Below are 13,179 nucleotides of genomic sequence, written 5' to 3'. Positions count from 1 at the left end.
CGACCGTAGAAAAGGCAAAGACTTTCATGGTTTGGACAGTTGGCAAGCCAGTTTGACTCGTCAGTTTTTCGCCACCGCAATTCCTGACCCTGAGATATCGCCTGCATTGCCGAGGTGCTCTAGTATTTCCGTACCATCCTCAATTTTAATAGCACCTTTGGCTAAATACTTGTTCGGCCACTGAAGTCCTTTTTCAAAGCAAGACTTGAGGATGAAGAGCTTTCTGCCTTGCTCTATAGCCGCTTGTGCCTGTGTCAAACTACCACTAGACTCTCCAGCCTCTACAATAATCGTTGCTAAGCTTAGGGCTGACATTGTCTTATTGCGCTCAGGAAAAAACATGCGGTTTCGCCTAAAATTGGTGCGGCACTGCCGATCGTACTGAACGAAAGGTACTTGACTCACAATGATGTGATTTTTGGCTATCTCACGCTGAAGCGCCCTATTTTGTTTCGGGTAGGATTCGTGCAAGGCTGTGCCAAGAACGCCGATCGTTTTTCCACCCAACTTGATTGCCTCTTCCTGGGCTGCAGTATCAATTCCTTTTGCAAGCCCAGACATGACGGTGAAACCACCTTCAACCAAAAGCTTAGCAGTCTTCTTTGCTCGTGCGATGCCCTCTGGAGATGCTTCTCTAGCTCCGACAACAGCTATAGCTTTGGACGATAATAAGTCCAAGTTGCCGCGATAATACAGTACTTCAACTGGGTGTTTAGCATCTCTGAGTCTATTTGGATACTCAAAATCTTGGTAGAAGAGAGCTGAGTATTTAGTAAAAGGCATCAACCTTTCAGCCTCAGACCGTATTTGATGCAGCTCGCCTGCTGAAATGCCCTCTGAGTCAGCGATTGCAGACGGCAAAATATTGCCAAAAGTTCTGAAAAGGTTGGCAATCTGAGTAGGTGTTGTGTGATGAGTCCATAGCGCTTCATAAGAAGCGATTTCACGAACTGGACTAATTAGACCAGGAAAATTATCCAACACATTAGCAACCATCATCTCTAATCTCCCTCTTAGTACAAGTGTACCTGTTAAGGGTTCTAAAGCCTATCTAGGAATGCTGCCGCAAGGAAAAATTTAAAACTCATATTTTATCCTGCCTCATACCGACCAACCTTTGCAAATATACCTATGTTTACATCAGACGCGTGATGTCTCTACAATGTTGTGATCTTTCGTGACATAAACTTTGTCTTTTTGCCAGAAGGCTCAAACTTCAATTAGTGCAGTGTATTCACTAATTGTGATCGCCCACCCGCAAACAAGTGCAGTTCATCCTGCGATCGCGTCATCGCCACATAAAGCTGCCGTCTCGCTAGCGCCGCCGTTTCCGCATCTTGATCATAGCAATCTGCAAACTGCTCAATCCAAAGCAGCAGCACCATCTTAAACTCAAGCCCTAGCGACGATAGAGCCGTGATGATGCGCACACCGGGTTGATTGGCGTCATAGTTATGTTTCGAGTCTCGATCAGCTGTAATCCAGTACGGGCATAGGTAAAGCTGCTGGAGCTGCTGCAAGAGCAAGCCAAACGCAGCAGCTTCCTTATAGCCCTTCCAGCGATAGACAATCGCAATGTCAGCCGGTGAATAGCCTTCATTGTAGAGCGATCAGACTTTCTCAACTACTGCATCGACAGCCGCCGCTTTATAGTCTGCTGTTCACCTTCGCTAGCCTTTGTAGGAATAATTTTAGGGAGGGCGAGCGTCTCTAAATCAACTGCTCCAGCTTGCTTAACCGTCTCGCCATCGTCGCCACCGCCTCCGGGTCCGTCTTGCCCAGATACTGCGCGATCGCCTCTCTCACGATTTCACTTTGAGACTTCCCCGTTTCCTGTGAGAGTTCTTCGATCTGCGCTGCCCATGAATGCGGTACCCTAGTAGCGACTAACGGTTTTTCCATCTTTGTAAACAACGTATACGGTGTTAACGCTTGCACTGCGGTTGATAGTGCTACTTTGGTATGCCCAAACTGGTAAACGTTGTTAACAGTGTCAACGCTGATAAGACGTGAGGTTGTCGCGATCGCTCCTATTCTCGTTAAAGAGAGTTATTCTCATTAGCAAGCAATTTTCTTAGCGGAATCTACGGAAAAACGCTGAAACGCCCGAAAACTGGTTAAATCTAGGTTTTTATTCTGCTGTTTCAAGAACGCAATCAGGTCCAGCAAAAACTAGAACGGGCACAGGCCAAACTACGAGAGCGGGGCATTGATCCCAGTGAACTTGAGTAGGTGCCCCCTTGCCCTGAACGATTCTTGTGTCACCTCATAATGGCTGTTTCAACGGTAAGAGCAAATAGAACTTGGCTGAGAAACGATGCCAGGTAGATAAACTTTTTAACCTGGCCTATGTTTTAAGAGACTGTTGCAAGATTCAAGTCAGCAGAAAGACAGCCGAAATCCTGCTAAACAGGCAAAGGCTTTATGCCGGAATATCCCATTTTTTCTAAGTTATGTTCAATGTTAATACCCGGGAACTCTAGAACACCAAGCAACAAGTAACCTCTCGGCCACATGCATCGCTGTTCGCAAGGATGTTCGGGCTCAGATCAATCTCAGTGAACTATAGGTCGGATGAAGAGTGAAAAGCAGACACGTACTGAACTGATTGACCATCTTCTGGCGCAATCAGGTTGGAATGTCCAGGATCCCACACAGGTTGTGAAGGAATTTGATATTCTGACCTCCCAGTCTGCAAGGGTTACAGAACAGCCAGTCTCCTATGAAAGCCATCAATTTAGTGATTATGTGCTGCTCGGCAAAGCTGGCAAACCTCTGGCCGTTATCGAAGCTAAGAAATCGAGCAAAGCCGCCGCGATTGGTCGCGAGCAGGCCAAACAATATTGCTACAACATTCAGCAGCAACAGGGCGGTGAGCTGCCGTTCTGTTTTTACACCAACGGTCACGACATCTACTTTTGGGATCTAGAACACTATCCGCCTCGTAAAGTTGTCGGGTTTCCCACCCGTGATGATTTAGAACGGTTCCAATACATCCGCCGGAATAAAAAGCCCCTGACCCAGGAGCTAATTAATACCGACATTGCCGGACGTGACTATCAAATCCGCGCCATCCGAGCCGTTCTGGAAGGCATTGACCAGCAGCAACGCAACTTCCTGCTGGTGATGGCCACGGGTACCGGCAAAACACGCACCTGTATTGCCCTAGTCGATGCCCTGATGCGTGCTGGCCATGCTGAAAAAGTCTTGTTTCTGGTCGATCGCATCGCGCTGCGGGAACAAGCCCTGGCTGCCTTCAAGGAGCATTTACCCCACGAACCGCGCTGGCCCAAGGTGGGCGAGAAACTGATTGCCAAAGACCGCCGCATCTACGTCTCGACTTATCCCACTATGCTCAACATCATTCGGGATGGGTTACAGCCGCTGTCGCCGCATTTTTTTGATTTTATTGTGGTGGATGAAAGCCACCGCTCGATTTACAACACCTATCAAGAGGTCCTGAACTATTTCAAAACCATCACATTGGGGCTGACGGCCACCCCCACCGACATCATTGACCACAACACCTTTCAGCTCTTTCACTGCGAGGATGGGCTCCCCACCTTTGCCTATACCTTTGAAGAAGCGGTCAATAACGTTCCTCTCTACCTGTGCAACTTTCAGGTCATGAAGATTCAGACCAAGTTCCAGATGGAGGGCATCAGCAAGCGCACGATCTCACTGGCAGACCAAAAAAAGCTGCTGCTAGAAGGCAAGGAAGTCGAGGAAATCAACTTTGAAGGCTCGCAGCTCGAAAAGCAGGTGATCAACAAGGGCACCAACACCCTGATCGTCAAAGAATTCATGGAGGAGTGTATCAAAGATCCCAACGGGGTGCTGCCCGGTAAGACAATATTTTTCTGCTCTTCCAAAGCTCACGCTCGGCGTATGGAGGAAATTTTTGACGAGCTGTATCCGCAGTACAAAGGCGAACTGGCTAAGGTCATGGTCTCAGAAGACCCCAGAGTCTACGGCAAGGGCGGGCTGCTGGATCAGTTCACCAACAACGACATGCCCCGCGTGGCCGTTAGTGTGGACATGCTCGATACCGGCATTGACGTGCGGGAAATCGTCAATCTGGTGTTTGCCAAGCCGGTTTACTCATACACCAAGTTTTGGCAGATGATCGGGCGCGGTACGCGGTTGCTGGAGGCCCGCAAACCGAAGCCCTGGTGTCCAGCCAAAGAGGTCTTCTTGATTCTCGATTGCTGGGACAATTTCGAGTATTTCAAACTGCAGCCGAAAGGTAAGGAGCTGAATCCCCATCTGCCGTTGCCGGTGCAGTTAGTGGGGCTCCGCCTCGACAAGATCGAAGCCGCGAACGATCGCGGCCATAATGCGATCGCCGAGCAGGAAGTGGCCAAGCTCCGTCAGCAGATCGCGGCGTTGCCCCCGAACTCGGTCATCATCAAAGATGCGGCGGCGGCCCTGGCCCGCCTCGACGATGAAAAATTTTGGACTACCCTAGACCATCACAAGCTGGAGTTCCTGCGGACCGTCATCAAGCCGCTGTTTCGTACGGTGTCTGAGGTGGACTTTAAGGCGATGCGCTTTGAGCGTGACCTGGTGGCTTACGGGTTGGCCAGACTCCAGGATGATCCAGCAAAGGCTGAAAACTTGCGGGAGAGCATCGTGCAGCGCATTGGAGAGCTGCCGCTGTCGGTCAATTTTGTAAAAGCGGAAGCAGATCTGATTCGCGCTGCCCAAACCAATCGCTACTGGGCTGAGGGGGATTTGACTGAGCTTGAGACCGACCTCGATGAGTTAAACACGCGCCTGGGGCCGCTGATGAAGTTCCGCGAATCCAGTACTAGCGCTGGGCCAGTGTATCTCAACCTGGTGGATGAGCTGCACAACAAAGAACGGGTAGATTTTGGCCCGCAGCACGAATCGGTCAGCATCAGCCGCTATCGGGAAATGGTGGAAGCCGTGATTGCTGAGCTGACAGAAAGTAACCCGGTGCTGATGAAGCTTAAAAACGGTGAGGCGATTGCCCCCGAGGAAGCCGATGCCCTGGCCACACTCCTCCATGCGGAGCATCCCCACATCACCGAAGACCTGCTGCGCCAGGTGTATCAAAATCGGAAGGCGCGATTCATCCAGTTCATCCGCCACATCCTGGGCCTGGAAACCCTGCGGAGCTTTCCGGAGTCGGTCAGCGAGGCGTTTGACCAGTTCATCCAGCAGCACAGCAGCCTGAGCAGTCGTCAACTGGAGTTTCTGAACCTGTTGAAGACCTTCATCATCGAGCGGGAAAGGGTGGAGAAGAAAGACCTAATCAGTACTCCATTCACGGTCATTCATCCTCAAGGGATTCGGGGCGTGTTCAGCCCGGCAGAAATTACTGAAATCTTACAGCTCACTGATCGGTTGGCAGCTTGACGAGCGGCGACTCAACCCCTCAAAATTCAAGCCATGCTGCAAAACAACCCTGAACTCAAAAGCCAAATCGACCAGCTCTGGGATAAGTTCTGGTCGGGTGGCATTTCTAACCCGCTCACGGCGATTGAGCAGATCACCTACCTGCTGTTTATGAAGCGGGTGGATGAACTGGATCTAAAAAAGCAAGCTGATGCCGAATGGACCGGCGAGTCCTATACATCCAAGTTTGAAGGTACCTGGATTCCGCCGGAGTACCGCCAACAGGAGAATCCTGAGCAGTATGCCATCGATAAGGGCGCGCTGCGCTGGAGCGAGTTCAAGCGGATGCAGGCGGAGGAGATGCTGCAGCATGTTCAGAGTCGGGTGTTCCCCTTTCTGAAGGATCTGAATGGAGAGGAATCTAACTTCTCCCACCACATGAAGAATGCGGTGTTCATCATCCCGAAACCCACGCTGCTGGTGGAAGCGGTGAAGACCATCGACCAGATCTTCGCCATCATGGAGCAAGACTCCCAGGAACATGGCCAGGCCTTTCAGGATATCCAGGGGGATGTCTATGAAATGTTGCTGTCGGAGATTGCCACGGCGGGCAAGAACGGCCAGTTTCGCACGCCGCGCCACATTATTAAGCTGATGGCCGAACTGGTGCAGCCGCAGCTGGGCCACCGCATTGCCGACCCGGCCTGTGGCTCTGGCGGATTTTTATTGGGGGCGTATCAGTACATCGTTACCCAGCTCGCCATCCAAGCCGGAACAACGGATCTCGCCCCCGATGAAGACGGCTTCACCCGTACCTCAGTGGCGGCCGCCCTCACCGAAGACGCGCAAACGATTCTGCAAAACTGCCTCTACGGCTACGACATCGACGGCACGATGGTGCGTCTGGGCTTGATGAACCTGATGATGCACGGCATCGACGAGCCCCACATCGACTATCAAGACACCCTCAGCAAAAGCTACGACGAAGCAGGGGAATATGACATCGTGATGGCCAACCCGCCCTTTACCGGCAGCATTGACAAGGGCGACATCAACGAAAACCTGACCCTCTCGACCACTAAGACCGAGCTGCTGTTTGTCGAGAATATTTACCGTCTGCTGAAAAAAGGCGGCACCGCCTGCGTGATCGTGCCTCAGGGAGTGCTGTTTGGCTCGAGCAAGGCGTTCAAGGAGCTGCGCAAGCTGCTGGTGGAGCGCTGCGAACTTAAAGCCGTCATCACCATGCCCAGCGGCGTGTTTAAGCCCTATGCCGGGGTCAGCACCGCCATCCTACTGTTTACCAAGGTGTGGGGGCCGAAAGAGAAGGTCACCGAACCCGCCACGGAGCAGGTGTGGTTTTACGACATGGAGAGCGATGGCTACTCACTGGACGACAAACGCACCAAGCAGGAGGGCTATGGCGATTTGCAGGATATTGTCGCCAAGTATCAGGTCCGCAACCCGGAGACCGACACCGATCGCACCCAAAAGTGCTTTTTGGTGCCCCGTGGGGATATTGAGGCTGAGGGCTATGACCTGAGCTTAAGCCGCTACAAAGAAGAGGTGTTTGAAGAGGTGAGCTATGAAGCCCCAGGGGTGATCTTGGAAAGGCTGATTCAGGCTGAGGTGGGTGATATCGGCGACGAGGAATTAGCGAAGGTGCAAAGCGGGATGCTGCGGGAACTGCTGGAGCTAAGGGAGATGATTGGATGAATTATCCCGAAGTTACTCTTGGTGAACTAGCAGATGGCAAAGGTAGTTTTGTTGATGGACCTTTTGGCTCGAATTTAAAGGCATCGGAGTATGTTGATGCTGGTGTTCCTGTCATGCGGTTACAGAATATCCGGCCCAATGAGTATCTACCAAAAGATGTTAAGTACATCACACAAAAGAAGGCTGATTCCTTATCACGACATAATTACAAATCTGGTGATGTCGTGATAGCTAAATTGGGTGCCGTGGGAACCGCTTGTATCGTACCTGATTATTGCAACGAGGGAATAATCGTTGCTGATGTTGTCAGATTTAGGGGCGATAAAACAAGGATTAACCATCAATATCTATGTGATTTTCTAAATTCCCCAGAAGGTCAAGATAGGGTTTTGAGGTTAAGCAAAGGTACAACGCGGCTTCGAACTAATTTAACTGATCTAAAAACGATTGAAATTCCACTGCTTCCCCTCGATGATCAGAAGCGGATTGCTTATGTGCTTAGAAAGGTTGAGGGCGCGATAGCCCAGCGCAAACAACACCTACAACAACTCGACGACCTACTCAAAAGCGTCTTCCTGGAGATGTTTGGCGATCCAGTGCGAAATGAGAAGGGATGGACGATGCTTACTGGAAAAGAGTACAGTACCCAGCTCACAGTGGGCGTTGTGGTCAAGCCAGCTTCTTACTATGTAGAAGAAGGTGTGATTGCACTCAGATCGCTCAATATCAAGCCAAATCGAATCGAACTTGATAACTTGGTTTTCTTCTCTGAACAGGCAAATGAAGGACCACTAGCGAAATCGATTTTGCATGCTGGCGATGTAGTCATTGTCAGAACTGGCAAAACAGGAACTGCGGCTGTTATTCCACGTGAGCTGGACGGAGCAAATTGTATTGATCTAATCCTTGTAAGACCTGACATAGGAGTTCTCAATCCATACTACTTATCCAGTCTCTTAAACTCAGAACGAGGCATGGCCCTTGTCGCATCAAGAGAGGTTGGCGGCATTCAAAAGCACTTCAATGTTGGTGCAATGAATCGGATACCTTTTCCCATTCCACCCATTGAGCTACAAGACCAATTTGCCACCATAGTCGAAAAAGTTGAAGGCATTAAAATTCTTTACCAGCAAAGCCTGACTGATCTAGAAACTCTCTACGGCGCACTCAGCCAAAAAGCCTTCAAAGGCGAACTGGATCTATCGCGGGTTCCCTTACCCTCTGAGGACACCGACGCCACCGCAGCCGAGCCATCCGAAACCAGCGAACCACCGCCTCTCTTAACCGAGACCTTCAATTCATTGCAGGTTCCCTTGCCCTCTGAAGACACTGACACCATCGCAGCCGAGCCCCCAGAAACCAGCGAACCGCCGCCCACAACGGAACCCTTCAACCTGCCTGCTCCTTCAGATCTGATTTCCCTCAATTCCGCCGAGGGTCGTCATGCCCTAATGAACCAATGGCTAGAAGTTTGGCTGGCCTACTTTAACAATGCCCCCTTCTCCCCCCAGCTATTTATCGAAGCCGCCCAGCAGCGCCTAGTGGAGTTAGCCGATGAGGAAGACCTGCCCGAATGGAGCATAGCCGAATACAACTCCGTTCAAGCCTGGGTCTTTGGGGCATTGGGCGATCAGCACTTGACCCAAACCTACGACGATGTCAAAAACTGCGTTCAGCTTCACGCAGCCAGCTCCCGATGACGCCAGCTGATCCCCATTGCTGTGCTAATTGCGTGGTGCCAACATGAAACTCCTGCGCCTAAAAATCACCGACCCCCAGGGCTTTCGCAGCCTGCAAACCGGGTTTGAGCACTACTTTCGCACTGAGTGGACCTTACAAGACGAGCAAGACTTTGCGCCGTTCATCCTGGCTGGACGCAACGGTAGCGGCAAATCCAACCTGCTGGAAGTCCTAGCGGCGATTTTCTACCATCTGGAGTGCATGTACCTGCTCAACCTGCCGGATAGTTTCCGCTACGAAGAGCAGGAAAACCCCAACGGCTTTCGGAGCGAGCAGGCCAGTCCAAACGGGTTTGAGATTGAATACCTCATGCCGCCGCCCCTAGACCTGACCAGCGAAGACGAGCAAGTCCACATCAGAATCATCAAACAGTCCGAGCAAGCACCAGTCTGGGCCTTGTGGAATCCGCTGCAGGAAGCTTGGGAGGCGTTACCCGCCGGGGCAGAGTTGCGCCGTCAATTGCTGCCAGACTATATCCTCGGCTACTCCTCCGGCGAGAACGAAATTCTCAGCCTGTCCTTTTTCAAAATGCGGTTCATCCAGTTCGACGAATACTGGCAGGCGCTGACCCAGCAGTTGACTTATCCCGGTAGGCCCGAATCACGCCTCGTCTATCTCGACAGTGGCTTTAGCCAAGCGATTTTGCTCTGTAACCTGCTTTTACAAGATGCAGCGACCCTGAGCCCCTTTCAGGAAGATATTGGCATCGAAGCCTTGCGGGAGTTTCGCATCGTCATCCAGCTCAGCTTTGAGTTAGACCTCACCCAGTTAGACGCCTTTGGTAGTCAGGACGACCGCCAACAGGAATCGCTGGATGACATCATTCACCGCCATCCGGCACTTGATGCGGTAGAGGCGGAAGATGGCACCCCACGCTATCGTGTCAACGTGATTGAGCTGCTTGACGGTGATGAAGATGACCCTGACGCCATCATTGCCCGCTTTAAGCGCTGTGCTACCTGTTGGTTCCTCGATTCCTCAACGGATACCCTCTATCTGGACTACTACGTCAACGACGCTACCCGGCAAGCTTTCCGCGAGAACTTTGACTTTGCCATTACCGGCTCCCCTATCGGGTTATTCCAGGCGTTTCAGGTTTTGCTAACGCTCAATCTCTACTCCGTCAGCGACTCGCTCAAAGCCGACCTGTATCAATCCAACAGCCTTTATGTCAGCGAGAGCGTTCCCACCCTCGCCGCTGATGAACGCATCATCCGCTTCAAGAATTTCTGGCTGACCAAAACTGATGTCGCTGAGCCGGTTTTGCTAAAATCCTTCTCCGACGGTGAACACCAGCTACTGCACACCTTGGGGCTTTGCCTGCTGTTCAAAAACACTCACAGCCTGTTTCTGCTGGACGAGCCCGAAACCCACTTCAACCCCGATTGGCGGGCCAACTTTGTCACTCGCCTCTACCAAAGTTTCGGTGATGCCGACCGCCAGGAAATGTTCATCACCACCCACACGCCCTTTGTGATCTCCGACAGTCGGCCAGAAAAAGTGCTGGTGTTTCACAAAACCGATGGCATCGTATCGATCAGCCACCCCGAGTACAACACCTTGGGTGCTTCCATCAACAAGATCACGATGAACACCTTCGACAAGCGCGAAACCATCGGTGGTCGGGCGCAGGCCATTTTGGGCAGGTTTAGAGAGCGCTCCAACAATGCCAGTGAGAACCAAGACCAGTTGATTGACGAAATCAACCAGCAACTCGGCGACTCTGTAGAGAAGATGCTACTGATCAAAACCATTCTCGATTGCATGGAGGCTCAGGACTAATGCTGTTTGCCTACACCTATGTGCCTCACCAAATGGAAAAGATGCAGGAATTCATCGACTTCATCTTTTTTGACGTGTGGTGCAAAGCGCCCGAAGGTGAACCCTTTAGCCTTGACTTATTCGACGGCAATGCCGAACTCAAAGAAGTAATGAAAGCCTTTCACTACTCCGATACCAAAGGAGCAGATTTCTTTAACGGTCATGTCGAACGCATCTATGACTTGTTCGCCCCGTTGACCCCTGACGAGGTTGACAAATTCAAGCAGTGGTATCAGGCCAACAACAACATCGAAAGAGTCTGTGCCAAAGATGCAGCCGTTCCCCTGGTTCGCTATGCCGACATTGAGACCACACACTCTGACCTGAGTGAACAGCTCGCCTCATTCTTTAAGGGGCTTTATTCCCAGCAGTTATTGAACCTCAAGGTTCTACGGGACAAGATTGGCCAAATTGACGACCACTATCACGAATTTATGACGGTAAACAAAGCAGGAAAATGCCCATTTTGCGGCATTAGCGATGTCTTTGGGATTTACCACAGCAAACGGGAAGCCTACGATCACTATCTTCCGAAAGGTTTCTACCCGTTTAACTCCATCAATTTCCGCAATTTGGTGCCAGCTTGTCATCACTGCAACAGCAGTTATAAAGGCACCAAAGACGCAGCCTTTACGCCCAAAGATCCAGCCGGAGCAACCCATCGACGAAAGTTTTTCTACCCATACACCACCGCTAGTCACACAATTGAAATCTCCATCGATTTCAGCAACCCAGACATTGATAATCTGACCGCCTCAGACATTCAGCTCACCTTTGGCCCTACCGCTATCAGTGAAGAACTGGACGCTTGGCAAGACGTTTACGGCATTGAAGAACGTTATCAAGCTAAATGCTGCAGTAACGACGCCAAGGATTGGCTCGAACAAATTAGAACTTTGAGCGATTTTGGCATAGAAATAGAGGATGCACTGAACATTGTACGGCGGCCGACGGCAAGGGACTCTATTGCCAATAGCAATTTTTTGAAGGTCGCCTTTCTGGAAGGCTGTCACCGCATTGGACTGTGGAGTAGTAATATGAAGTCCGATAGCAAAGCCATAATATAGGCAAAGCGTCTATCGCAATGCCATGCCTAAAACGATTGAGATTGCCCCTCATTGTCAGGCGACAATTACATCAGGCTCTTGCAAGCTTTTGGTGATCTAAGCTGGCTAATGTTCTGGACCCTAACTCTTTATTCCTTTATGCGATCGCGCTTGGAAATATTCGACAGAGATATTTTCGTTTAGCGCTTTTGAGTAGGTTCTCAGAGCGATACTGCGCTCGTATCTCAAGAACAGCTAGCGATCGCTTATCTTTTATCAAACAAAGAGCCAGCTTACTTATTAGAGAGACGTTATAGGCGATTGCCCTATGTTCGCTTACCTTTCAGCGATCGTATTAACATGTTCTCTTTTTATTGAAAGAGCGATTTTAATACAAGTTGTTTGTACGTAAATAACTTGTATTATTTAGGGGCGTTTGTGCGTATAAAACATGTTATAGAGATTCATACACTTGAACATGTTTTATTTGTAGATAGAACAGATTGTGCCTAAGATGCATTAATCAATACGCCCAGAACGCTTGTACAGCAGTAGTTACAGCGATTATGGCTAAAGGGGATAGCAGTACACTGCGCGTACAAAACACATGCGCGTATATAACAAGTTTCATGGTGCAGGCATATTTAATAACATGTAAGCAGACTGTGTATGGCTGTAGAAACTTGTCGAGTGCCAAGTTATTTAATAATATAAGGGATTAGTGTCAAGATAAGTAGTAATAGATTCTTGTAAGCTTTGATTTGCCTGTAGGATAGCGATCGCGACTGTCAGGATTGCCGCGAATTTTTTATCAATAGCCAATGATCTGCGAGATATCTAGAGTGCCTGTATTGGCTTGATTACAGCGTTTATTATCAAATAAACTGGCACAAGCTAGTTATTAAATACTGTGGCACGGTATATCATAATAAAGTGAACCCAAAAGCGTTTCTGGTTGGTAGATAGCAGCGATCGCGATTTCAGGTATTGAGGCTATAGATATTATTAAATAGAGTGGCACATGAAATAGAGTCAAAAAGGGAAAAATTGTCATCCTCAATAGAGACCTCTATCCCCGTGGAAATGCCTCTACTAGAGGAACTGCCGTCTGAAGTGAAGCAGCGATCGCAGGTATTGCAACGACTGTCAGGGGTCTCAAAACGTGAGGCTAAAAAGCAAGCGGCCCAGGAGCTAGGACTACACGAGAGCAGCATTTACCGGCTAAAACGGCAATACAAGCAACAAGGCATTGAGGGTCTAAAACGGCGTGAGCGCTCAGATAAGGGAGATCGGCGTGTGAGCGAAGAGTGGCAAGAGTTCATTGTCAAGACGTACCGCCAGGGCAACCGGGGTAGCCGCCAAATGAGCCGTTCCCAGGTAGCGAAACTGGTGGAAAGCCGCGCCGCCGAAGTGGGTGAGAGTGGCTATCCCAGCCGCCGAAGTGTCTACCGCATCTTAGCGGGCGAAATAGCCGAACGCGAGAAAAAGCAGAAGAAGC

At 50.2% G+C, this 13,179-nt stretch carries 9 protein-coding genes; 6 read left to right on the top strand and 3 right to left on the bottom strand.

Annotation, left to right across the window (positions count from 1 at the left end):
* Window positions 1-60: 60 nt before the first annotated feature.
* The 3 genes from QJQ48_RS25485 to QJQ48_RS25475 form a co-directional block, all read right to left on the bottom strand.
* On the bottom strand, window positions 61-999 hold the full coding sequence (locus tag QJQ48_RS25485; RefSeq protein WP_346294066.1) for a DNA-processing protein DprA: 939 nt from the start codon (window positions 997-999) through the stop codon (window positions 61-63).
* Between the two features lie 221 nt (window positions 1,000-1,220).
* The gene (locus QJQ48_RS25480) at window positions 1,221-1,526 is read right to left on the bottom strand and encodes a 3'-5' exonuclease (protein ID WP_346294065.1); all 306 of its coding nucleotides are present in this window, start codon (window positions 1,524-1,526) and stop codon (window positions 1,221-1,223) included.
* Between the two features lie 184 nt (window positions 1,527-1,710).
* Entirely contained in the window at window positions 1,711-1,902 is a 192-nt protein-coding gene (locus QJQ48_RS25475; protein ID WP_346294064.1) for a ribbon-helix-helix protein, CopG family, read from the bottom strand.
* Window positions 1,903-2,574: 672 nt separating this feature from the next.
* Between QJQ48_RS25475 and QJQ48_RS25470 the strand changes: the two genes are divergently transcribed.
* The 6 genes from QJQ48_RS25470 to QJQ48_RS25445 form a co-directional block, all read left to right on the top strand.
* Window positions 2,575-5,382 carry a type I restriction endonuclease subunit R gene (locus QJQ48_RS25470; RefSeq protein ID WP_346294063.1) on the top strand — a complete coding sequence of 936 codons (2,808 nt, stop codon included), beginning with the start codon at window positions 2,575-2,577 and terminating at the stop codon, window positions 5,380-5,382.
* 33 nt (window positions 5,383-5,415) lie between these two features.
* Entirely contained in the window at window positions 5,416-7,074 is a 1,659-nt protein-coding gene (locus QJQ48_RS25465; protein WP_346294062.1) for a type I restriction-modification system subunit M, read from the top strand.
* Entirely contained in the window at window positions 7,071-8,774 is a 1,704-nt protein-coding gene (locus QJQ48_RS25460; RefSeq protein WP_346294061.1) for a restriction endonuclease subunit S, read from the top strand. The genes QJQ48_RS25465 and QJQ48_RS25460 overlap by 4 nt, the downstream gene beginning before the upstream one ends.
* 43 nt (window positions 8,775-8,817) lie before the next feature.
* On the top strand, window positions 8,818-10,596 hold the full coding sequence (locus QJQ48_RS25455) for a restriction system-associated AAA family ATPase (protein ID WP_346294060.1): 1,779 nt from the start codon (window positions 8,818-8,820) through the stop codon (window positions 10,594-10,596).
* Entirely contained in the window at window positions 10,596-11,702 is a 1,107-nt protein-coding gene (locus tag QJQ48_RS25450) for an HNH endonuclease (RefSeq protein WP_346294059.1), read from the top strand. The genes QJQ48_RS25455 and QJQ48_RS25450 overlap by 1 nt, the downstream gene beginning before the upstream one ends.
* 1,062 nt (window positions 11,703-12,764) lie before the next feature.
* A partial coding sequence (locus tag QJQ48_RS25445) for a helix-turn-helix domain-containing protein (RefSeq protein ID WP_346294087.1) occupies window positions 12,765-13,179 on the top strand: 415 nt, incomplete at its 3' end.

The organism is Sphaerothrix gracilis Ecp01, from assembly GCF_030405905.1.
Classification (GTDB): Bacteria; Cyanobacteriota; Cyanobacteriia; order Phormidesmidales; family Phormidesmidaceae; genus Sphaerothrix; species Sphaerothrix gracilis.
This window is presented reverse-complemented; position numbering and strand designations above follow the sequence as displayed.

Bases quoted from the DNA above. Each gene is read 5' to 3' on its own strand.
- QJQ48_RS25485 (WP_346294066.1), bottom strand. From the start codon at position 999: ATGATGGTTGCTAATGTGTTGGATAATTTTCCTGGTCTAATTAGTCCA.
- QJQ48_RS25475 (WP_346294064.1), bottom strand. From the start codon at position 1,902: ATGGAAAAACCGTTAGTCGCTACTAGGGTACCGCATTCATGGGCAGCG.
- QJQ48_RS25470 (WP_346294063.1), top strand. From the start codon at position 2,575: ATGAAGAGTGAAAAGCAGACACGTACTGAACTGATTGACCATCTTCTG.
- QJQ48_RS25465 (WP_346294062.1), top strand. From the start codon at position 5,416: ATGCTGCAAAACAACCCTGAACTCAAAAGCCAAATCGACCAGCTCTGG.
- QJQ48_RS25460 (WP_346294061.1), top strand. From the start codon at position 7,071: ATGAATTATCCCGAAGTTACTCTTGGTGAACTAGCAGATGGCAAAGGT.
- QJQ48_RS25455 (WP_346294060.1), top strand. From the start codon at position 8,818: ATGAAACTCCTGCGCCTAAAAATCACCGACCCCCAGGGCTTTCGCAGC.
- QJQ48_RS25450 (WP_346294059.1), top strand. From the start codon at position 10,596: ATGCTGTTTGCCTACACCTATGTGCCTCACCAAATGGAAAAGATGCAG.